This is a genomic window from Polaromonas sp. P3_A5 (assembly GCF_056403055.1).
Map to the genome: position 1 here is coordinate 1,224,909 of NZ_JBFUGF010000001.1, position 21,155 is coordinate 1,246,063.

23 protein-coding genes are annotated in these 21,155 nt (G+C 61.4%); 13 read left to right on the forward strand and 10 right to left on the reverse strand.

Translation table 11 applies throughout. The features are described from left to right. Positions 1 to 58: 58 nt before the first annotated feature. From AC1DU8_RS05905 to ntrC, 8 genes are all read left to right on the forward strand, one after another. Complete coding sequence (locus AC1DU8_RS05905) at positions 59 to 907, forward strand: polysaccharide deacetylase family protein (protein ID WP_477727036.1); 849 nt, start codon at positions 59 to 61, stop codon at positions 905 to 907. Positions 908 to 912: 5 nt separating this feature from the next. After that, a complete protein-coding gene (locus AC1DU8_RS05910) occupies positions 913 to 1,869 on the forward strand; it encodes a sterol desaturase family protein (RefSeq protein ID WP_477665629.1) in 957 nt (318 codons plus the stop codon). A 122-nt stretch (positions 1,870 to 1,991) separates the two neighbouring features. Then, positions 1,992 to 2,918, forward strand: a complete 927-nt coding sequence (locus AC1DU8_RS05915; protein ID WP_477665630.1) for an EI24 domain-containing protein — start codon at positions 1,992 to 1,994, stop codon at positions 2,916 to 2,918. A gap of 24 nt (positions 2,919 to 2,942) precedes the next feature. Continuing rightward, positions 2,943 to 3,767: a competence/damage-inducible protein A gene (locus tag AC1DU8_RS05920; protein WP_477665631.1), complete on the forward strand. Its 825-nt coding sequence runs from the start codon at positions 2,943 to 2,945 to the stop codon at positions 3,765 to 3,767. A 227-nt stretch (positions 3,768 to 3,994) separates the two neighbouring features. Then, positions 3,995 to 5,410 (forward strand): type I glutamate--ammonia ligase, encoded by a 1,416-nt coding sequence (gene glnA / locus AC1DU8_RS05925; RefSeq protein WP_431097519.1) that lies wholly within the window; start codon positions 3,995 to 3,997, stop codon positions 5,408 to 5,410. Positions 5,411 to 5,591: 181 nt separating this feature from the next. Further along, entirely contained in the window at positions 5,592 to 6,122 is a 531-nt protein-coding gene (locus tag AC1DU8_RS05930) for a hypothetical protein (protein WP_477665632.1), read from the forward strand. Between the two features lie 41 nt (positions 6,123 to 6,163). Then, entirely contained in the window at positions 6,164 to 7,273 is a 1,110-nt protein-coding gene (glnL, locus tag AC1DU8_RS05935) for a nitrogen regulation protein NR(II) (protein ID WP_477689267.1), read from the forward strand. A gap of 94 nt (positions 7,274 to 7,367) precedes the next feature. Further along, the gene (gene ntrC / locus AC1DU8_RS05940) at positions 7,368 to 8,888 is read left to right on the forward strand and encodes a nitrogen regulation protein NR(I) (RefSeq protein ID WP_477665634.1); all 1,521 of its coding nucleotides are present in this window, start codon (positions 7,368 to 7,370) and stop codon (positions 8,886 to 8,888) included. Between the two features lie 229 nt (positions 8,889 to 9,117). Here ntrC and xth read toward each other — a convergent pair whose 3' ends face one another. From xth to AC1DU8_RS05975, 7 genes are all read right to left on the reverse strand, one after another. Then, positions 9,118 to 9,894: an exodeoxyribonuclease III gene (gene xth / locus AC1DU8_RS05945; protein WP_477702184.1), complete on the reverse strand. Its 777-nt coding sequence runs from the start codon at positions 9,892 to 9,894 to the stop codon at positions 9,118 to 9,120. A gap of 42 nt (positions 9,895 to 9,936) precedes the next feature. Next, entirely contained in the window at positions 9,937 to 10,527 is a 591-nt protein-coding gene (locus AC1DU8_RS05950; protein WP_477665636.1) for a DUF4337 domain-containing protein, read from the reverse strand. Positions 10,528 to 10,583: 56 nt separating this feature from the next. After that, positions 10,584 to 11,066 (reverse strand): dihydrofolate reductase, encoded by a 483-nt coding sequence (locus tag AC1DU8_RS05955; RefSeq protein ID WP_477702185.1) that lies wholly within the window; start codon positions 11,064 to 11,066, stop codon positions 10,584 to 10,586. A 5-nt stretch (positions 11,067 to 11,071) separates the two neighbouring features. Then, positions 11,072 to 12,961, reverse strand: a complete 1,890-nt coding sequence (locus AC1DU8_RS05960; protein WP_477726541.1) for a M48 family metallopeptidase — start codon at positions 12,959 to 12,961, stop codon at positions 11,072 to 11,074. After that, positions 12,958 to 13,788, reverse strand: coding sequence for a thymidylate synthase (locus AC1DU8_RS05965; protein ID WP_477685196.1), 831 nt, complete (start codon positions 13,786 to 13,788; stop codon positions 12,958 to 12,960). The genes AC1DU8_RS05960 and AC1DU8_RS05965 overlap by 4 nt, the downstream gene beginning before the upstream one ends. A gap of 70 nt (positions 13,789 to 13,858) precedes the next feature. Continuing rightward, positions 13,859 to 15,280: an FAD-binding oxidoreductase gene (locus AC1DU8_RS05970; RefSeq protein WP_457280086.1), complete on the reverse strand. Its 1,422-nt coding sequence runs from the start codon at positions 15,278 to 15,280 to the stop codon at positions 13,859 to 13,861. A 16-nt stretch (positions 15,281 to 15,296) separates the two neighbouring features. Continuing rightward, complete coding sequence (locus AC1DU8_RS05975) at positions 15,297 to 15,689, reverse strand: DUF2069 domain-containing protein (protein WP_457280087.1); 393 nt, start codon at positions 15,687 to 15,689, stop codon at positions 15,297 to 15,299. Between the two features lie 58 nt (positions 15,690 to 15,747). Between AC1DU8_RS05975 and AC1DU8_RS05980 the strand changes: the two genes are divergently transcribed. The 4 genes from AC1DU8_RS05980 (at position 15,748) to AC1DU8_RS05995 (ending at position 18,098) form a co-directional block, all read left to right on the forward strand. After that, the gene (locus tag AC1DU8_RS05980; protein WP_457280088.1) at positions 15,748 to 16,962 is read left to right on the forward strand and encodes a YihY family inner membrane protein; all 1,215 of its coding nucleotides are present in this window, start codon (positions 15,748 to 15,750) and stop codon (positions 16,960 to 16,962) included. A 145-nt stretch (positions 16,963 to 17,107) separates the two neighbouring features. After that, a complete protein-coding gene (locus tag AC1DU8_RS05985) occupies positions 17,108 to 17,344 on the forward strand; it encodes a hypothetical protein (protein ID WP_457280089.1) in 237 nt (78 codons plus the stop codon). A 338-nt stretch (positions 17,345 to 17,682) separates the two neighbouring features. After that, positions 17,683 to 17,871, forward strand: coding sequence for a DUF3606 domain-containing protein (locus AC1DU8_RS05990; protein ID WP_457280090.1), 189 nt, complete (start codon positions 17,683 to 17,685; stop codon positions 17,869 to 17,871). Then, the gene (locus AC1DU8_RS05995; protein WP_457280091.1) at positions 17,868 to 18,098 is read left to right on the forward strand and encodes a hypothetical protein; all 231 of its coding nucleotides are present in this window, start codon (positions 17,868 to 17,870) and stop codon (positions 18,096 to 18,098) included. The genes AC1DU8_RS05990 and AC1DU8_RS05995 overlap by 4 nt, the downstream gene beginning before the upstream one ends. A gap of 63 nt (positions 18,099 to 18,161) precedes the next feature. On the opposite strand, the gene AC1DU8_RS06000 is transcribed toward AC1DU8_RS05995, so the two are convergent. Then, complete coding sequence (locus tag AC1DU8_RS06000; protein ID WP_457280092.1) at positions 18,162 to 18,530, reverse strand: Mpo1-like protein; 369 nt, start codon at positions 18,528 to 18,530, stop codon at positions 18,162 to 18,164. A gap of 159 nt (positions 18,531 to 18,689) precedes the next feature. Here AC1DU8_RS06000 and AC1DU8_RS06005 point away from each other — a divergent pair, with 159 nt between their 5' ends. Further along, positions 18,690 to 19,067, forward strand: a complete 378-nt coding sequence (locus AC1DU8_RS06005) for a thioredoxin family protein (protein WP_457280093.1) — start codon at positions 18,690 to 18,692, stop codon at positions 19,065 to 19,067. On the opposite strand, the gene AC1DU8_RS06010 is transcribed toward AC1DU8_RS06005, so the two are convergent. Continuing rightward, on the reverse strand, positions 19,060 to 20,352 hold the full coding sequence (locus AC1DU8_RS06010; protein ID WP_477689270.1) for a cytochrome P450: 1,293 nt from the start codon (positions 20,350 to 20,352) through the stop codon (positions 19,060 to 19,062). The two genes, AC1DU8_RS06005 and AC1DU8_RS06010, sit on opposite strands and share 8 nt — an antisense overlap. Next, positions 20,349 to 21,155 (reverse strand): alpha/beta fold hydrolase, encoded by an 807-nt coding sequence (locus AC1DU8_RS06015; protein ID WP_477726542.1) that lies wholly within the window; start codon positions 21,153 to 21,155, stop codon positions 20,349 to 20,351. The genes AC1DU8_RS06010 and AC1DU8_RS06015 overlap by 4 nt, the downstream gene beginning before the upstream one ends.

Sequence of the window (21,155 nt, forward strand, 5' to 3'; positions counted from 1 at the left end):
GCTTGAAGAGTCCCAGTGGACCGCCGCTGCACCGGGTCCGCTGCGGGCGTTACTTGCTATCATTTTTGCAGCTGCTTGCGCTCATCCTGCTTGGGCTGCAGGCAAAAACAATGCACAAAAAGCCGCACAAAATGCACCGCAGCCGGCCGAAGCGGCCTGCAAACCCGTCTACCTGACGCTGGACACCGGCCACATGGCTGTTGCGCCGCTGATGGCTGAGGTGTTGAACAGACACAAGGTCAAGGTCACCTTTTTTGCCGCCAATGAGCGCACGCAAACCGGCGATGGCAGCCTGGGCACACAGTGGGCTGGCTGGTGGAAGGCGCGGGCGGGCGAAGGCCACGAATTTGCCTCGCACACCTGGGACCACGTTTATTGGCGGGGCGATGTACCCGGCGCACCCGGTGCACCGGTGCAGTTCAAGATGCGGCCTTCTGCGGGCCCGCTGGAAGGCAAGGACTTCACCTGGACGGCGAAGCAGTACTGCGAGGAAATCGGCAAGTCCAGCAAACGCCTCGAAGAAATCACCGGAAAAAAAACACTGCCGCTCTTTCGTGCGCCGGGCGGTAAAACCTCGCCCGCGTTGCTGGCGGCGGCCAAGTCCTGCGGCTTTGAGCATGTGGGCTGGTCGCCCGCTGGTTTTCTGGGCGACGAGCTGTCCAGCGAAAAATTCGGCAATGATTTCCTGCTGAAGAAGGCGCTGCGCGACATCCGCTCCGGCGACATCCTGCTGGCCCACCTGGGCATCTGGTCGCGCAAGGACCCCTGGGCGCCTGCCGTGCTGGAGCCGCTCATCACCGGCCTGCAGTCGCGGGGCTTTTGCTTCAAGACCCTGGCTGAACATCCCCAGTACAAAGACTGGATTGCGTCGCAGGCCGCCCCGGTGCCTGCCAGGCCTTCAAAATAAGCCACATGGACTGGTTCAGCGATCTCTTTTCAATGGCGCAGCAGTGGCTGTTTGAGTCGGCCGTACAGCCGGCCATGTTTGCGCTGGGCATGGGCAATCTGCTGGAAGACGGCTACGACGCCACTGCCTGGTTCATGGTGGGCGTGATCCAGGTGCTGATATTGCTGGCCATCGTCGGCCCGCTGCAGCGCTGGCGGCCGGTAGAACCCGTGCTGGACCGGGCCACCATACGCACCGATGTGCTCTACACCCTGATCCACCGGTTGGGCCTGTTTCGCATCGCGCTGTTTTTCACGCTGGACCCGTGGTTTGACGAGGCTTTTGGCGCGCTGCGCACGGCCGGCTATGGCACTTTCCACCTGGACCAGCTCTGGCCAGGTGTGACGGACAACGCCCTCGTCAGCTTCGCGATTTACCTCGTGGTGTTTGACTTTGTGGCGTACTGGACGCATCGCGGCCAGCACCAGATCGAGTGGTGGTGGCGCCTGCATTCGCTGCACCATGCGCAGCGGCAGATGACGATGTGGAGCGACAACCGCAACCACCTGCTGGACGACATCCTGGTTGATTCCATCGTCGTGCTGGTGGCCCAGCTCATCGGCGTGGCGCCGGGGCAGTTCATTGCCATCGTGGCCTTTACCCAGCTCAGCGAGAGCTTTCAGCATGCCAATGTGCGGATGTGGTTCGGGCATGTGGGCGAGCGCCTGTGGATCAGCCCGCGCTTTCACCGCTTGCACCACAGCATTGGCATTGGCCACGAAAGCCACGGACCCAAAACACTGGGGGGCCACAACTTCGGCGTGCTGCTCCCCTGGTGGGACATGCTGTTCCGCACTGTCAATTTTGAGCAGCGTTATGACCCGACGGGCATTCGCGACCAGGTCGAAGCCAACCGCGACTACGGCAAAGGTTTCTGGTCGCAGCAGTGGCTGGGCCTGAAACGCCTCGTTGGCAAAGCCTGAACTTGCTGAGTTCTTAACCCAGCATGAGCCGCGGGACTGGCTTTGCCAGACCGCAGGCGGGCGGCCCCCTCGGGGGCAAGGAGTTACACGCAGTGAACGACTGTGGGGGCTACACTTTCAGCATGAGCAAACTCCTTGACGCCTTCTGGCGCGCCGCGATGTATTGCCTGCACCCGCGGGTCATTGTGCTGTCGATCCTGCCGCTGGTGATCATGGGGGGGGTTTCGCTGACCCTGGGCTACTTCTTCTGGGACAGTGCTGCGGAAGCCATCCGCGTGCAACTTGGGAGCTTCGAGCTGGTTGATGCCATGGTTCGCTGGCTGGAGGGATTGGGCCTGGGCCAGCTGCAGTCTGTACTGCCCAAGGTGCTGCTCCTGCTTTTGATCATCCCCGTGATCATCATCGTCTCACTGCTCTTCGTGGCATTGCTCATGACGCCGGCCATGGTGGCCTTGGTGGCTGAACGGCGCTTTCCCCAGATGGAGCGCAAGCGTGGAGGCTCCCTGTTTACCAGCCTGTTCTGGTCGCTGGGCTCCACTTTGCTGGCCGTGGTGGCGCTGGTCGTTTCGATTCCGCTTTGGCTGATTCCACCGCTGATCCTGGTGCTGCCGCCGCTGATCTGGGGCTGGCTGACTTACCGTGTCATGTCTTATGACGCCATGGTGGACCACGCCAGCAGTGAAGAGCGGCGCCAGATATTCAAGGAGCATCGCCTGCCGCTGCTGGCGATCGGTGTGTTCAGCGGTTACCTGGGTGCGGCCCCCAGCCTGCTGTGGGCCTCGGGCGCGATGTTTGTGGCAATGGCGCCCATCCTGGTGCCGGTGGCCATCTGGATCTACACCCTGGTGTTTGCGTTTTCCTCGCTCTGGTTTGCGCACTATACGCTGTCGGCCCTGGAACAACTTCGCAAGAAGAATAATGCCCTGGCGCCCGACCCGCTTGCGCAAGCAGCTATTGAATCGATAGCAAATGAGCTGGCCCCCGATGCCCTCCCCGGGCCGGCGCCCAGCTTCGGCTCACTGGGCGGCAAGCCCGAATCACAACCCTGAACCCGTTACCTGACAAGCCTGAACATGACCCCACAATTCGGCCTCATCATCGTCGGCGACGAAATCCTTTCCGGCAAACGTGCCGACAAGCACCTGCCCAAAGCCATCGAACTGCTGGGCGCGCGCGGCTTGCAGCTGGCCTATGCCGACTACGTGGGCGACGACCCCGCCCGCATCACGGCCACGCTGGCGCGGGCGTTTGCCGCCGCGCGTGAACACGGCGACGTGGTCTTTTCCTGCGGCGGTATAGGGGCCACACCGGACGACCATACGCGGCAGTGCGCGGCCAAGGCGCTGGGCCTTGAGCTCGCGCTGCACCCCACGGCCAAAACCCTGATCCTTGAGCGCATGGCGGATGTGGCGAAAGAGCAGGGGACACCCTACGAGCCTGACCGCGACGACAACATCCACCGGTTGAACATGGGCGTGTTTCCGGTCGGCGCGGAGATTATTCCGAACCCCTATAACAAGATACCGGGCTTTACCTGCCGGGCGGGGCAGGGGGCGGTTCACTTCGTTCCCGGCTTCCCGGTGATGGCTTGGCCGATGATTGAATGGGTGCTCGACAACCAGTACGCCCACCTGCACCAAAAATCGCCTTACACCGAGAAGTCGGTGATCATTTTTGGGTCCATGGAGGCCATGCTCACGCCCCTGATGCTCGATATTGAAGCGGCCCATGCGGGAGTGAAAGTGTTTAGCCTGCCCAGCGTGGACCACCCGGAATATGGCCGCCATATTGAACTGGGCGTCAAAGGCGCGCCCGAGGCGGTCAATTTGGCCTATCCAGCCATGCTGGCCGGGCTGCACAAATTTGACCTGAAGTTAGGCCCCGAGTTGGTGCGTTAATTTTTTGCACCAAGCTTGGGCGTGTATGTTGATGCACGATCATGGTGCATTCGGTGCTGGCCGGTGTTTTTTGCATTTTCAGCCTGCCAAAGGCTGGAACTGAAGCCAGATCACGGCACAATCCGGGGCTTGGCGGGAAACTCAACCGCCAATGTCTGTGGCACAAAAAGTGCATTCGACAGCCCGAATAGATTTTTCAACCACCCATCCAGCAACAGGAGATTTTGATGGCAAAGACCGTCGCAGACGTCATGAAAATGGTCAAGGAAAACGAAGTCAAGTTTGTTGACTTCCGTTTTACCGATACCCGGGGCAAAGAACAGCACGTGACCGTGCCCGTGTCCCACTTTGACGAAGACAAATTCACGTCGGGCCATGCATTCGACGGCTCCTCAATTGCCGGCTGGAAGGGCATTGAAGCCTCCGACATGCAACTGATGCCTGACCCAAAGACGGCCAACATCGATCCGTTCTTTGAAGAAACCACGCTGTTCATGAGCTGCGACGTGCTTGAGCCCGCCGACGGCAAGGCCTATGACCGCGACCCGCGCTCCATCGCGCAGCGCGCAGAGGCTTACCTCAAGGCTTCCGGCCTGGGCGACACTGCTTACTTCGGCCCCGAGCCAGAATTCTTCATCTTTGACGACGTGCGCTGGAACACCGACATGTCGGGCACCTTCTTCAAGATCGAAGAATACGAAGCGCCCTGGAATTCCGGTGCCAAGCTCGAAGGCGGCAATCGCGGCCACCGTCCTACCGTCAAGGGCGGCTACTTTCCCGTGCCTCCTGTCGACAGCACGCAAGACATGCGCGCCGAAATGGCCCTGATCCTCGAGTCGCTGGGCATCCCCGTCGAAGTGTTCCACCACGAAGTGGCCGGTGCCGGCCAGAACGAAATCGGTACCCGTTTCAGCACGCTGGTTCAGCGCGCCGACTGGACCCAGGTCCTGAAATACGTCGTGCAGAACGTGGCCAACGCCTACGGCAAAACCGCCACCTTCATGCCCAAGCCTGTTGTCGGCGACAACGGCTCCGGCATGCACGTTCACCAGTCCATCTGGAAAGACGGCAAAAACCTGTTTGCCGGTGACGGCTATGCAGGCCTGTCTGATTTCGCCCTGTACTACATCGGCGGCATCATCAAGCATGCACGCGCCCTGAACGCCATCACCAACCCAGGCACCAACAGCTACAAGCGTCTGGTTCCTGGCTATGAGGCGCCGGTCAAGCTGGCTTACTCGGCCAAAAACCGTTCGGCATCGATCCGCATTCCTTACGTTGCCAATCCAAAGGGCCGCCGTATCGAAGCGCGTTTCCCCGATCCACTGATGAACCCTTACCTGGGCTTCTCGGCCCTGATGATGGCGGGTCTGGACGGCGTGGAAAACAAGATCCATCCCGGCGAAGCCGCCACCAAGGATCTGTACCATCTGCCACCCGAGGAAGATGCAAAAGTACCAACCGTGTGCCACAGCCTGGACCAGGCGCTGGACGCACTCGACGTGGGCCGCAGCTTCCTGACCAAGGGCGGTGTGTTCACCGACAGCATGATCGACGCCTACATTGAACTGAAGATGGGTGAAGTGACCCGCCTGCGCCAGGCGACCCACCCTATCGAATTCGAGATGTACTACTCCCTGTAATCAGGGGGGCGAAAGCCCAACCGCCTACTGTTTATTTACACAGTTTGTGGTCAAAAAAGGACGGCATATGCCGTCCTTTTTTATTGCCCAAGCCGGTTGTGGGTTTGCTGGCTTTGTATTTCGGCGCCTTTGCCGCATACTGATAGACCGTCCTCGCCCTTATTGGGCATCGGGAGTACCTATGAAACACACCTTATTGCTTTCTACCTTGTCGTTGCTGCTGGCTGGCGCGGGGAATGCTGCATGGGCGCAGCAGGTATACCGCTGCGCAGGAGTCGGGGGTGCGGCCCCTGAATACATCAACAACACAAAAGACGCCCAAACCCGGAGCTGCAAACTGCTGTCCGGCGGCAATGTGACGGTGATGCAGAGCACGCCGGTGCCCAAAGCCGCGGTTCGCGTGGCTGCGGCCGCAGGCTCCAGTGGCCCGCGCACCGATGGCAGCCCCGAACAGCGGACCCGCGACAACGATTCGCGCGCCATCCTTGAGGCCGAGTTGAAAAAGGCCGAAGCCAAGCTGGCCGAGCAGCAAAAAGAATTCAACAACGGTGAACCTGAAAAACAGGGCATTGAGAGCCGTAATTACCAGCGCTACCTGGACCGCGTGGCCGAGCTCAAGGACAGCATCACCCGTAACCAGAGTGACATTGCCGGCCTGAAGCGCGAAATTTCCCGCCTGCCTGCCCCGGCCTCAGCCGCCGTCGTCAATTAAACCAAGGCGATAAGCCGCGGCGAGCCGGCTTCTGGAGGAAAATGGATGGCTTGAACAAGCCCTCCATCCGTGCCGCTTTATCGTCCGTCCCGGTCACCGGACTTCCCCCCCGCTTTCAGGCGTTTGACCTGCTGGCCACGCTGGTGGCTGTGGTGCGTACCGACGGCACTGTGGTGTTTGCCAATGCCGCGCTGGAAGACGCGCTGGGCACCTCGCGGCGGACCATTGAAGGCTCGCAGCTCCCCGATTGCTTTACCGAGCCGCTCATTTTGCAAAATGCGCTGGAGGGCGCGGGCAGCAATGAATTTGCCGCCCTGCGTTACGACGCGTGGCTCAGGCGCCTGAACCACGAACCGCTGCCCGTGCATGTGGTGGTGGCGCAAACCGACACCCCGGGTGAGGCGATTGTGGAGCTGCTGCCGCTGGAGCAGCAGGCCAAGCAGGAGCGCGAAGAGCGCCTGATCGACCAGGCGCAGGCCAACAAGGAGTTGATCCGCAACCTGGCCCACGAGATCAAAAACCCCTTGGGCGGTATTCGCGGCGCTGCGCAGTTGCTGCAGATGGAAATCGGCAAGGACCTGACCGAGTACACCCAGGTCATCATCCATGAGGCAGACCGCCTGCAGACGCTGGTAGATCGCCTGCTGGCCCCGCACCGCCGCCCGCACTTGGTGGGCGATGTCAATATTCACGAAGTGTGTGAGCGCGTGCGCTCCCTGATCCTGGCGGAGTTCCCAAAAGGTTTGAGGGTTACACGCGACTACGACATCTCGATTCCTGATTTCCGCGGAGACCGCGAACAGCTCATTCAGGCGGTGTTGAACATCGCACACAACGCCGCGCAGGCTTTGGCGGAACGGGTGGCGGCAGGCAATGCGCACATCACTTTCAGGACAAGAATCGCCAGGCAGGTAACTTTTGGCAAGCAGCGCTATCGCTTGGCATTGGAATTGCATGTTATCGACAATGGACCGGGTGTGCCGGACTCCATCAAAGACCGCATCTTCTATCCGCTGGTATCCGGGCGGGAAGGTGGTTCGGGGCTGGGGCTGACATTGGCGCAAACCTTTGTCCAGCAACACCACGGTTTGATTGAGTGCGACAGTGTGCCGGGCCGTACAGATTTCAAGCTGCTTATACCGCTGCCTTGAAATGTGTTCTCAGCCATGATTGATACATAACGCGATCGTGCAGAGGGTTCCAGAAAGCCCTGCATTGAAAGCACGAAAAAAGGGACTGCACTACATGAAACCGATCTGGATCGTTGATGATGACCAGTCCATCCGGTTTGTTCTGGAAAAGGCCCTGCTCCGCGAGGACCTTCCTACGCGCAGTTTCACCAATCCCCGCGAAGTTCTTGCCGCACTGGAAAGCGCGACGGAGGATGAAGGGCCGCAAATTCTTGTGAGCGACATACGCATGCCGGGCGGCTCTGGCCTCGACCTGCTCGAAAAGGTCAAGGAAAAACTCCCCGGCCTGCCGGTCATCATCATGACCGCGTTCTCCGACCTCGACAGCGCGGTGTCCGCCTTCCAGGGCGGCGCTTTCGAATACCTGCCCAAGCCGTTTGACTTGCCAAAGGCGGTAGAACTCATTCGCCGCGCAGTGGAAGAAAGCCAGCGCGAAGAGGTGGCTGAAGAGCGCATGGCCTCCGCGCCCGAAATGCTTGGCCAGGCGCCGGCCATGCAGGACGTTTTCCGCGCCATCGGACGGCTGAGCCAGAGCATGGTGACCGTGATGATCACCGGTGAGTCCGGTTCAGGCAAGGAACTGGTGGCGCGTGCGCTGCACAAGCATTCGCCGCGCGCCAACGGGCCCTTTGTGGCCATCAATACCGCGGCCATCCCCAAGGATTTGTTGGAAAGCGAACTGTTCGGTCATGAGCGCGGCGCGTTCACCGGCGCGCAGACCATGCGGCGCGGCCGCTTTGAACAAGCTGAGGGCGGTACGCTCTTTCTCGATGAAATCGGCGACATGCCGTTTGACTTGCAGACGCGCCTTTTGCGTGTGCTGAGTGACGGCCATTTCTACCGCGTCGGCGGGCACAACGCCGTCAAGGCCAATGTGCGCGTGATCGCTGCCACCCACCAGGACCTGGAGCAACGCGTCAAGGAGGGCGGCTTCCGCGAAGATCTGTTCCACCGACTCAATGTGATCCGCCTGCGCCTGCCCGCACTGCGCGAGCGGCGCGAGGATGTCTTCATGCTGACACGCCACTTCCTGCAACAAAGCGCCAAGCAGCTCGGTGTGGAGCCCAAGCGGATTTCCGATACAGCGCTGCAGCAGCTCAGCAACTTTGGTTTTCCCGGCAATGTGCGCCAGCTCGAAAACATTTGCCACTGGCTCACCGTCATGGCGCCGGCGCAGGTGATTGAGCCCAAGGATCTTCCGCCCGAAGTGCTGGGCATTGTTCCCGAATCGGGCAGAAACCCCGTTTTCGCAGAGAAGGTTGGGGCGGCCAAAGCGGAGTGGTCGGCAGGCGCCGCGGAGAAAACTCCTGCCAGCCATGGGGCTGAAGCGGCCGTACCGGTTCCGCCGGTCTCTGGCCCTGAACAAAGCTGGGAAAGTGGTCTTGAAGCAGAAGCCCTGGCGTTGCTGGCGACCGGTCGCAGCGATGTGTGGGATGTGCTGACCCGGCGTTTTGAATCCAAGCTGATTCAGACCGCACTGGTCAATACACGCGGGCGCCGCATTGAGGCCGCTCAAAAGTTAGGCATAGGCCGCAATACCATCACGCGCAAGATTCAGGAACTCAATCTGGAGTGAATGTGGCCCCCACGGTCGCTCACTTCGTGTAGCTCCCTGCCCCCCGAGGGGGCCGCCCGCCCTCCGGCCCGGCAAAGCCGGTTCCGGGGCTCATGCTGGCTTGAAGAATTCAGTGGCGTAACCAGCGGGGGTTTTCACCAGCAGAGGCCGCGGGACTGGCTTTGCCAGACCGCTGGCCTCGCCCCCTGGAAGGGGGGAACGGGCTACACGAAGTGAGCCTGGACGGGGGTCAACCAATCTCCACGGTCACCGGCGCATGGTCGCTGGGCTTTTCCCATTTGCGGGGCACGCGGTCTATGGTGCAGCCTTTGACTTGCGGCTTCAGGGCGTCGCTGACCAGGATGTGGTCGATGCGCAGGCCGCGGTTCTTCTGGTAGCCCAGCATGCGGTAGTCCCACCACGAAAAGCTTTTGGGCGGCTGCTCGAACATGCGGAAACTGTCGGTCAGGCCCAGCGCCACCAGCTGGCGGAAATGCTCACGCTCTTCCTTCGTGTGGTGAATGGTGTCGCGCAAGCCCTCCGGGTCGAACGAATCCTGATCTTCCGGTGTGATGTTGAAGTCGCCCAGCAACACCAGTTGTGGGTGGGCTGCCATCTCCGCGCGTACATAAGCCTGCAGACCTCCCAGCCAGCGCATCTTGTAGGCGAACTTTTCGCTGCCGGGCTCCTGCCCATTGACGAAATAGCCGTTCAGCACCCGGACGGGTCCCGCAGGGCCATCCACCGTGGCGGCAATGACGCGTGAATGCTCGTCTTCAAAACCGACAATGTTTTTCACGACATCACGCAGCGGCGTGCGCGACAGGATGGCCACGCCGTTGTAAGTTTTCTGGCCGAAAGCGGCGGCTTCATAGCCGGCGGCCTTGAGCGCTTCCAGCGGGAACTTGTCGTCCGTCATCTTGAGCTCTTGCAGGCACAACACATCGACCGGATTGGCCGCAAGCCAGTTCAGCACATGCGCGAGCCGCGCAGTGAGGGAGTTGACGTTCCAGGTGGAAATTTTCATGATTTAGTGCTCCAGCCCAATAAGGACCTGCGCCAGCAGCTATCAAATATGTAGCAAGGCAAATACGCCGATGACCAGCCCCACACCGGCCACGACGAACATGCCGTATTCAAGCCACTTCTTGCGGGTCAGCAGCGCAATGGCCGCAAGGGCAATGGCCACCTGCAGCACCGTGGTGGCCTGCGCCCAGCGGTGGTGCTGGTGCATCTGCTCATCGGACGACTTGTCCCAGGTGGTGGCTTCGGCTTCTAGCTTCTCGGCGCCGGCCTTGATCTCATTCTTTTCCTTTTCGTAGCGGTCTACCTTGCCCTGGTAGCCGGCTTTTTTGTCCTCAGGCGCCAGGTCGCGGGCGAGTTCGGCCAGCGACTGCTTGGTGCTTTTCGACTGGAAGTAATTCCACTGGTTGGAAGCTTCCGTCTTCTTGATGGCCGCGTTGTTTTTATACAAGCCCGCATTGGCCTGCGTGGCACCGCCCATGTAGGCAAAGATGGCGCCTATGGTGGCAATGATGGCCGTGATGACCGCGATTTGCGCGATCATGCCGCCGTTGTCGTGGCCGCCGTGGCCGCCTTGAGCCGCATGCTCGAGCTCATGGTCGTGGGGCCCGTGTACGTGAAATCCGCCTCCTGACATATCTTTTCCTTGTGTGTTGTTATGCGTTGTGGTGTGTGTTGCGATGGGAGCAGGGCCTATTTTCGGTAGGTGATGAAGCTGAACTTCATCCCGTTCGCCGACACGTGGTCTTCACGCGCGGCCTCCCGCCATTCGGGCCCCAGTGTCGGCGCATAGGCGTCGCCTTCAATCGTTTCGGCAATCTCGGTGACTTCAATGCGCTCTGCCAGCGGCATCGCCTGCGCGTAAATCTGCGCGCCGCCCAAGATCCACACCTCGGCTGAAGATGCGCACAGCGCCAGCGCGTCGGCCAGGCTCGCGGCCGTTTCGGCGCCGGTGTCTTTCCAGTCAGGCTGCCGCGTGATGACGATGTTGGTGCGGCCGGGCAGCGGGCGGAATTTCACCGGCAATGAATCCCAGGTCTTGCGGCCCATGATGACCGGCCAGCCGGTCGTCAGGCGCTTTAAGCGCGCCATGTCTTCCGGCAGGCGCCAGGGGATGGTGTTGTCGCGGCCAATCACGCCGTTGGCGGCGCGGGCGAAGATCATGTGGATTTTCATGGTGTTCAGAGGGAATCGATCCGGATGATATCCAGATTCAGGGGCCTGGCCGGCGCGATGATCGCGCTGCCGGGAACTGCTTGCAGTTGCTTGAGCAGGCGTGGATTGAGCGCCTCGGAGGTATAGACAGTGTGCACCATCGCCAGTTGGTCGGGCGGTGTGACGGCCTGAAGGTAGTCCTGGTAACGCGAGCGAAGCGCGTCTTCGCCAAGGCCGGTTGTGTGGGCTTGCTCATGGTCAATCCGCACCACGAGGATATTCACGGTATGAGACAGGCCTGCCGCGTCGGGCAGGTCCAGCTGCACGGCCCAGCAGCCGTCGGTCAGTGATTCACCCGCCAGCACCTCCGCCAGAAGCGGCGCCGCACCGGGTGCGATGGCGCGTACAGGGCGGCACAGGAGGGCCTCCCACAACTGCTCGTACAGCGGCGTCAGCCTCCTGTGCGTGTAGCGGCGGCGTATGACGGCTTCACGTGCGGCCTTCGGGTCGCCATGCGATGCGAGATAGCCGCAAATAACGTTCTGCGCCCCGAGGGCGATGCGTTTGTCCAGCCGGATCGATTGCCGCAATTCCTCGACGCCGGCGTTGTCGCCTCTTTCGAGCAACGCCAGGCCGAAGTAGAACCGGGCCATGGCCATTTCGGGATGGCGGGCGGCCGCTGCAGACAGCAGGGCCAGGCTTGAGTCGTCGCTCTGCAACTGCTCTTGCACAATCGCCGTCGCCAGTTCGGTCTGGGCGGGCGTTTGTTCGGAGAAGAGCACATGCACCCCACCGGCAACCAGCCACCGCATCCGCAGGTAGTCGAATCGCCAGTCGGCCTGCGTGTTTTTCTGCCAATCCTCATTGCAGGCCGACAAAACCCGGGCCCATTCCTTGCCGAGAAGCATGTCTCCGGCGCAGGGCGAGCTTTCAACCGGCGGCGGCTCGACCTGCAGGCCGAGCGCCGCCGCACGTTCATGCAGCGGCGGGTGGGTGTCTTGCGCACGCCGTGGGCGGCTGGCTCCCTCCGCGAGCGCCTGCGGCATGAAGCTGCCATGGGCCTCGACAAGATCGGATGTCAGCCCCCAGAAGTTGCCGGGCGCTTGCGCCGATTGCATGCGCAGGTTGCTCAATTGCGTGGGCAGTTTCCGGGCCAGAAGAAAAGAAATAAATTCCAGCCTGGCAAGAGCGTCGGTGAGGTGGCGCGCTGAGGAAGTCCGCGCTGCGACGGCGTCGGCCTCGAATTCACACTGACGGGACCAGCTGGATGATCGCGAGACAAAGTAGGGAACAAACCAGGACGCGATGGCCTTCAGCCCCCCATCCACGAAGCTGTCGTTGCCTTGCATGTGAAGGTAGTGGTCCCATTTGGCCCGCACCCTGTAGATCCAGTGACCCAGACGCCCGTGGTTGCGGGAAAAGTGCCCCAGCTCGTGCGCGATGACGGCTTTCACTTCGTCCTTGTTCAGCATCTTCAGCAAGGGGACACCCAGTATGAGAGTGCGGCGGCTGCCAAACAACGACAGGAAGCCGCCGGTTTGATAAGCCGCCGCGTTCAGTTCGTTGTCCAGCACGATGCGGTGGATGCGCGGCGCCGCGGCGCTGGTACACAAGCCGTCCACCATCTCAAAGAGCGCGGGTGCTTCTTCACGGCGAATGGTGTGCCGGCCAACCGTGCCGGGCGAGGGCTGGACCAGCCACCACAGGAAGAGAAAGGCCGCGAGGCCAAACACCGCGGCAAAACCGGGTCCCCAAATGGCGGCCTGAAGCATCACGAAGGGCGCGATCGGCAAGATGACCACCGTCACAAAGATCAGCTCCGAGGCCAGAGCCAGCAGTGTGAGTGAAAACCGTTGCCGCGAATTGAACGTGGAAGCCGGCGCTGCGGAGGGAGCGCCTGCCTGCACGGATGTCACACCGCTACCGGCGCCTTGATGGCGTCGTGATGCTGATACTCGAGAAACTCAAAATCTTCAAACTGATAGTCAAAGATCGATTCGGGTTTGCGCTTGATCTGCAGCGTGGGGTAGGCAAAAGGCTTGCGGCTCAGCTGCAAGGCCACCTGCTCATGGTGGTTGCTGTAGATGTGGCAGTCGCCACCGGTCCAGATGAAATCACCCACACCCAGGCCGCATTGCTGCGCCACCATGTGGGTGAGGAGAGCGTAGCTGGCAATGTTGAATGGCACGCCCAGGAAAATGTCAGCGCTGCGCTGGTAGAGCTGGCAACTCAGGTTGCCGGGCTGACCCTGGACTTCAGATGGCGCCACATAGAACTGGAAAAACGCGTGGCAGGGCATGAGCGCCATCTTGGAGAGGTCGGCCACGTTCCAGGCGCTCACGATGATGCGGCGCGAATCAGGGTTGGTCTTCAGCGTCTTGATGACTTCGCTGATCTGGTCGATGTGGCCGCCATCCGGCGTTGGCCAGCTGCGCCATTGCACGCCATAAACCGGGCCCAGGTCACCGTCTTCGCGCGCCCATTCGTCCCAGATCGTGACGCCGCGTTCCTTGAGCCAGTTGTTGTCGCTCGATCCCTGCAGAAACCACAGCAGCTCATGCACGATGGATTTGAGGTGAACCTTTTTGGTGGTCACCAGCGGAAAGCCCTCATTCAGGTCAAAGCGCATCTGGTAGCCGAACACGCTTTTCGTGCCGGTGCCGGTGCGGTCGGCCTTGAAGGCGCCGTGGGTGTCCACATGGCGCATGAAATCTTCATATTGAGAGCGGATGGGGCGGGTCATTTACAACCAGTCGGCTTGGGGTCAGGAGGGGGGCGGGGGCCGGCGGGGCGGCGTGCGGCCAAAGGTTTAATTATGCCTTTAGCACCCGTCCCGGGTTCATCAGGTTATGAGGGTCCAGGCCCTGTTTGATGGCGCGCATCATGTCCAGAGCCACAGGTGATTTGTGCTTGGGCAGCGTGTTGACCTTGAGGCTCCCCACACCGTGTTCGGCCGAGATCGAGCCCCGGTAGCGGTCCACCGCTTCGTAGACCAGGGCATTCATGGGCGTCTCCTGCTCGTTCAGGAAACGTGCCTGGTCTTCATTCTCCGGCGCCTGCACGTTGTAGTGCAGGTTGCCGTCGCCCAGGTGGCCGTAGACGACCATGCGCGCGCCGGGAAAACGCGCGAGCAGCAGGGCATTGGTTTCAGTCACGAATTCGGGGATGCGCGACACGTTGATCGAGATGTCGTGCTTGATGTTCAGGCCTTCTTCGGCCTGCGCCATCGGGATGCTTTCACGGATGTGCCACAGTGCGTGCGCCTGCGCCATGCTCTCGGCGACCACGGCGTCGGCAACGCAACCGGCTTCCATGGCGGCTTCCAGCAAGCGTTCGAAGCATTCACGCGCATGGGCTTCGGATTCGTTGTCCGAGTTCTCCAGAACCACGCACCAGGCGTGCTCTTGCCAGAAAGGCACGCGTTGTTGCGGGAAGTGCCTGGCCACCAGGCCCAGTGCGAACTGGCCCATGACTTCGAAACCGGTCAGGCCGGAGCCCAGGTGCTCATGCGCCAGGCCCAGCAGCTGTACGGCGGCCTCAAGCGACGGCACGGCCGCAAAGGCGGTGAGCTGGGATTTGGGCATGGGATACAGCTTCATGATGGCGCCGGTGATCACGCCCAGCGTGCCTTCGCTGCCGATGAACAGGTGGCGCAGGTCGTAGCCGGTGTTGTCTTTTCGCAGGCCAGAGAGGCCGTCCCAGATTTCGCCCTGCGCGTTGACGACTTCCAGGCCCAAGCAGAGGTCGCGCGTATTGCCGTAGCGCACGACCTGGGTGCCGCCGGCGTTGGTGCCGAGGTTGCCGCCAATGGTGCAGCTTCCTTCCGAGGCCAGACTCAGGGGAAACAGGAAACCGGCTTTTTCGCAGGCTTCCTGCAGGTTTTGCAGCACGCAGCCGGCATCGACCGTGATGGTCAGGTTGCCGGCGTCCAGCGTGCGCACCTTGTTCATGCGTGTCAGGCTGAGCACGACCTGCGTGCCGGTGTCGTCGGGTGTCGACCCTACCACCATGCCGGTATTGCCGCCTTGCGGCACGATGCTCACGCGTGCTGCGGCGCAGGCTTTCACCACGGCCGCGACTTCAGGCGTGGAGCCAGGACGCACCACGGCCAGGGCCTTGCCGGTTTCGCGCCTGCGCCAGTCCTGTACCCAGGGCGTCAGGTCGCCATCAATCAGGACATTGGGTGCGCCGACGATCTGGCGCAGGGACTCAATCAGTTGGGTGTGTGTGCTCACGATGTTCGGCTTCAGGTTAAGGGGTTGATGGATTTGAGGCGCTGGAAGCGGTGGAGGCGTTTTTCAGCCGCACCCGCACATGCATCGCGCAGGCGACAAACAGCGTGAGGCACAGCAGTACCTCGATGAAGGCCAGGTAGTTGCCGGGGGCGCGGTCGCTCCAGGCCCGCACCACGCCTTCGGTGAAATAAAGCCACACCAGCAGGCTGACCCAGCGGTAGGTGTACATGCGGTTTTTCATGATGCCGGCCAGCGGGATGCACAGCGGCAGCACTTTGAGCGCCAGTAATGAGCCGCCCGGGCGTATGGGCGCCAGCCACATTTCCCAGGCCAGGCCCAGCACGATAAGGCCCAGCAGGCTGGCCAGCGCGAGCCGGCGGGTGATGTCAATTTGCGTTGTTTTGTTCATGGTCATGGGAACCCGCTGGACCGTCAACAGGTTCAAGGTCAGTGGCATGATACCGGGGATGAAATTTCAGCAATATCTCGAGGACCTCTTGAGCGACCTGTCGCGCTTTCCATGGCGTGGCACAGCGCTCACGCTGCGTGACCGTTTCCGGGAAGACCACATGGGCCTGACCGCCAGCAGCCTGACCTTCACCACCTCGATCGCGCTGGTGCCGTTTTTTACGGTGGCGCTGGCCATCTTTACGGCCTTCCCGATGTTCTCGAAGTTGCAGGGCGCCCTGCAGGCCTGGCTGATTCAGAGCCTGATCCCCGACAACATCGCCCGCCAGGTGCTGGGTTACCTGACGCAATTCAGCCGCCAGGCCAATAAGCTGGGCATCGCGGGCCTGGCCGTGCTTCTGGTCACGGCCATCGCGCTCATCCTGACCATTGACCGAACGCTCAACGGTATCTGGCGCGTCAAAAAGGCGCGGCCACTGACGCAGCGTGTGCTCATTTATTGGGCTGCCATTACCTTGGGGCCGCTGCTGCTGGCGGCCAGCCTGGCGGTCACTTCTTATGTGCTGTCGGCCTCGGGCGGCCTGGTGGGCGCTTTGCCCGTCAGCCTGCGTTTTCTGCTCAGCGTTCTGCAGTTTTTCCTGGTGGCGGGGGGCATGGCGGCGATGTACCGCTATGTGCCCAATACCTACGTGAAGTGGTCGCATGCCTGGGTAGGGGGCCTGTTTGTGGCTGCGGGCATTGAGGTGGCCAAACGCGTGCTGAGCCTGTATCTGGGCGCCGTGCCGACCTATTCGCTGGTGTATGGCGCGTTCGCTACCTTGCCCATCCTCCTTGTATGGATTTATGTGTCCTGGGTCATCGTGCTGATGGGCGCTGTGATTGCCGCGTACCTGCCCAGTCTCCTGGCCGGAGTGGCCCGTCGCGGCAGCGCGCATGGCTGGCATTTCCAGCTGGCCATTGAAGTGCTCCAGCAGTTGCACCGGGCACTGGCTACCCCGCGCAAGGGCGTCAGCGCTTCGCAGCTGGCCGAGCTGCTTCAGGTGGACGGGCTGCAGCTGGAGCCGGTACTGGAAACACTGGTTGCCCTGGACTGGGTAGGCCAGCTCAATGAAGCCGAGGGCGAGGTAGAAGCCCGTTACCTGCTGCTGGCCGATCCCGACGCCACGCCGCTGGAGCCGCTGATACAGCAACTTCTGCTGGACAAAGCCGAAGCGGTCCAGGGCCTCTGGGAAAAGGCCCGGTGGCCGGCCATACGGCTGCGCGACGCGCTGTAAACCGCCAACTCCGACCCGCCAATCCCCGCACAGCAGGTTTCGGGGCTAGTCCATCCGGACTAAAAACCAGTCGCTGTTTGGGGATATTTGTGCCTGCCGGCGTGTTGTAACAAAATCTGATTTTTGATTTTTTCACGCACTGACAATGCCATCAAAAACACCAGCCAGGGAAAAATTGGACGGCGCCATTGCCCATGAACGGCAGGCGCACCAGGAAGCCCGACAGATCTACGAAGAGCTGACGGCGAAAATGTGGGCCTACCAGACCGGCAAGGGCCCGGCGCCCACCAATAAAGACTTCGAAATGTGGAGTCAGGCCGTGGAGCAGCGCGTCAAGGTCAAGCAGTTGGGCATCCGGGTAGACGGCGAGTCCGGCCTTTAATTTTTTTGCGTCGCGCCTTCGCGGCGGGTCAAGCGCATACCCGCGTCGTTTTGCCCTCCTGACGTGGCCTCCTTGCGATTTGGCAAGACTCCGCTTCAGCCCAAATGCGTGCCAGGAGGCAGGTTTGAGCCCGTTTTCAAGCCTGATTGCCTCATCCTGCAAAAGCCGTTCGGGGGACGTAAGCCTTGTAAGAATTTTTATGCTGCACCGCACAAATTTTCGCCCGTTAGGCCTTCAGGCGCGCGGGAGGAATTCTTACAAGACCATCTTTATGCTTACGCCACGATTCTCTCCATCTGCTGCAATCCCCTCAATTGACAACCAAGCTGGAGAGAACCGTGACATCACCATCGAACCTGATCGCCGACCCGGCCCTGACAAACGAGCCCATCAACATCAACGAGGAAGCCTCCCTGAAATACTGGGTCAGCGCACTCGATTGCAGCGAGCTTGAACTGCGTGTTGCCGTGGCGGAAGTAGGCCCTGCCGCCAAAGACGTGAGCACTGAGCTCGGGCGGTCTTTATGAGTGCCGCCATTCCCGATGCGCCCGGGCCGCTCGCGGTGCGGGTGAAGGAGCCGTCAGCAGGTCTTTTTTACTGGGTGGTCACGCAGCTGTCAGCCCAAGAGCACATGGCGGACCTGCGCATTGAAGGCTCCGACCACCCGTACCCCACGCATGAGGCGGCGTTGCAGGCAGGTGCGGCATGCCTCAAGGCGTTAAAAACCGGCCCTTTGCAGTCACTGGACTCCTGATAAAGCCCGATAAGGTCCGTTAGAGCCCGTTGTGGGAGGCTAAGGCCACGCCTGGAAACGGGCTCAGTTGCCTTTGATGCGCCGCAAGGCCTGAACCCACATGTCGCGGTACATGACCCAGTCTCCCATGAAGCTGTAGAGTGGCCGCTTGAACGAGGCGGGCCGGTTCTTTTCGAACCCAAAATGCCCGATCCAGGCGAAGCCGTAGCCGCACAGCAGGCCGGCCAGCAGCCACCACGGGTTGCGGGTCATCAGCAGCGCCGCCAGGCAGAGCAGCGTGAGGCTTGAGCCTGCAAAGTGCAGGCGGCGGCAGGTCGGGTTGCGATGCTCGCCCAGGTAGAAGGGGTAAAAATCCGCGAAAGACGCAAAGCTGCGGGGATCAACGGGTGTCGTGGCGCCGGTTTCCGCCGAATCGGGGCTGATGGCATTCATGGGTTTGTCTCCTGCGCCGGATATCCGGTGGTGCGCCTCATTTTGCGACGCTGGCCATAATAGTCAATCCATGGCCGCCAGCCCTCGTCACACCCTTTCCGCGCTCCTGCCTGCATGCCAACCGATCTGCTTCCAGAAACTCCCCATGGTGAACCGCCTGTGACGACGCCCCCCGCGCGATGGGTAATTTGCCTCTGCGCGGACTGGTGCGGCCTTTGCCGCGACTACGGTGTCGTCTTCTCGGAAATGGCCTTGCGCTATCCGGAAAGCCGGTTTGTCTGGCTGGACATTGAAGACGAAGCCGAGCTGGTCGGAGACCTGGAAGTGGAAACCTTTCCCACGCTGCTGATTGCCGATGCGGGCGGCACGCACTTTCTGGGCCCCTTGACGCCGCATGCGCAAACCCTTGCACGCCTGCTGGACTCGCTGGAGCAGACCAACATCAGGGCAGTGCCTCATTTGCCATCCACGCAGGCACTGTTGCGGGCGCTGGAAACGGCGCCGCACCGCGTGGGCACGCAACGCCAGGTCAGGTAGCCGTCGTTGAAAACGGCGCCTTCAGAAAACCCCTGAAGCGCGCACGGCCGCCGCGAGTGGGGCTGGTGGTCAGGCGGTAGTGCGGAAAGCGCTGCAGAAAGCGGCCGATGGCAACGCGGCCTTCAAGCCGGGCCAGGCTGAGTCCGGCACACTGGTGAATGCCGAAGCCGAAGGCCAGGTGGCGGTTGTCCTGGCGTGCCAGGTCCAGGTGTTCGGGCTGGGCAAACTGCGCCGGGTCGCGGTTTGCGGCTCCAATGCACAGCGTCAGCAACGCGCCTTCGGGCAAGTCCACACCGCCCACCTGGCAGGCCTTGAGCGCACGCCGATTGCCCAGCTGGTTGGATGACTCAAAACGCAGGAATTCATCGATTTCAATTGCCAAATCGGCCTCTAGCCCTTTATTTACTTGCGCAAGCAGCTCCAAATTTGATAGCAACATCTGCTTCGCGTGCGGCCATTCCTGCAGCAAAACCAGCGCGTTGCCGATGAGGTTGGTCGTGGTTTCGTGGCCGGCGTTGAGGATGAACACGCAGTTTTGCAGCAGTTCCGTTTCGCTGAGTCTTTCCCCCGACACTTCTTCGCCGATCAGCCGTGTCAGCACATCGTGTTCCGGGTCGCCAGGGTGTTTGCGCCGGTCGGCCACCAGGTCCTTGAGGTAGCCGGTGAAGTCCCGCACGCTGCTATTGCCCAGGGCTTCCTGTTCGGGCGTCGGTTTGGGTTCCAGCGCGCCGAGTATGGCCAGCGACCAGCCGCGCAGCGGCGACCGGTCGGCATGCGGCACGCCCAGCAGGTTGCCGATGATCTCCACCGGGATCGCCGAAGCGAAATCCTCAATCAAATCACCGCCGCCCCGGCTTTCGATCGCATCCAACAGGCTATCGACCAGCGTGATGAGCCCGGGCTCCATATCGGCAATGGCGCGCCGCGTAAGGGCGCCCATGATCAGTTTGCGAACGCGCGTGTGAAGCGGCGGGTCGTTGAACACCAGGCTGGTGGTGTGGTGTTCAAACAGGGCCGAGCCCGCTCCGTACTTGGGCTCGAACTCCACCTTCTTGTCCGAGCTGAAGGTTTGCGCATCGCGGTACACCGCCACCAGGTCGGCGTAACGCGTGAGAAACCAGGAGCCATCCGGCATGCGCTTGACCGGCTCGGTTTCGCGCAGCACTGCATAAACCGGATAGGGGTTGGCGTAAAAATCCGGCGGCAAGGCGCGCAGGTCGAAGCTGGCGGCGATTTCCTGCGCACGCTGCTGCGTCATCGCCGGCGTGGCCGTCAGCACGCTCATGGCTTGATGAAATCCTTCAGTGCAAACAAAACCCCTTCGGGTGCTTCGGTCATCATCTGGTGGCCGGCCTGCAGCATCACCGTCCTGGCATTTTTTGCTTTGGCCTGCAGCGGCGCCGCCATTTTGGGCAAGGTCATGGAATCGTTCTTGCCCAGGATGAACAGCACCGGGCACTGTACTTTTTCGATGGCCGCTTCACCGCCGGTGTAGTCGTCGCAGGCCTTGAAGCCGCGGTGGAACAGGTTGATTTTGGTATTGCTGGCCAGCACCCGTTTCATGAGCGCCTTCGACACTCCGTACAGCCAGGTGCCCGGGCCCAGCGATGAGGGTGGCGGCGCCAGCATGGAGTGCGAGAAGGTGTTGACCATATCAATCGCCTTCATGGGCTGGTTCAGTGCGTTGTCCAGCAGCGCGGGGGAAACCGTCATCGGTGCGGCGGTTCCCAGTAGCGCCAGGTGCGTCACCCTTTGCGGTGCAGTGGACGCCGCATGCAGCGCCGTGAGGGAGCCGAAGCTGTGGCCCACCAGTGCGGCGGTCTTGATGCCGGCCGCATCGAGGAGCGCGATGATGAAGGCCGCCGCTTCTTCGACTGATTGCGGCGGCTCACCTTCGCTTTTGCAATGGCCGGGCAAGTCGGGTGCCAGCACGTTGAAGCCGTGGTGCGCGAAGTAGCGGGTCTGCAGTATCCAGATGCTGTGGTCGTTCAGAACGCCGTGGATAAACACAGCCGTGGGTTTGGCCGCATCAAAAGGTTTGCCGCCGGTGTAGCAATACGTTTTATGGCCGTTGACGTCGAGGTACAT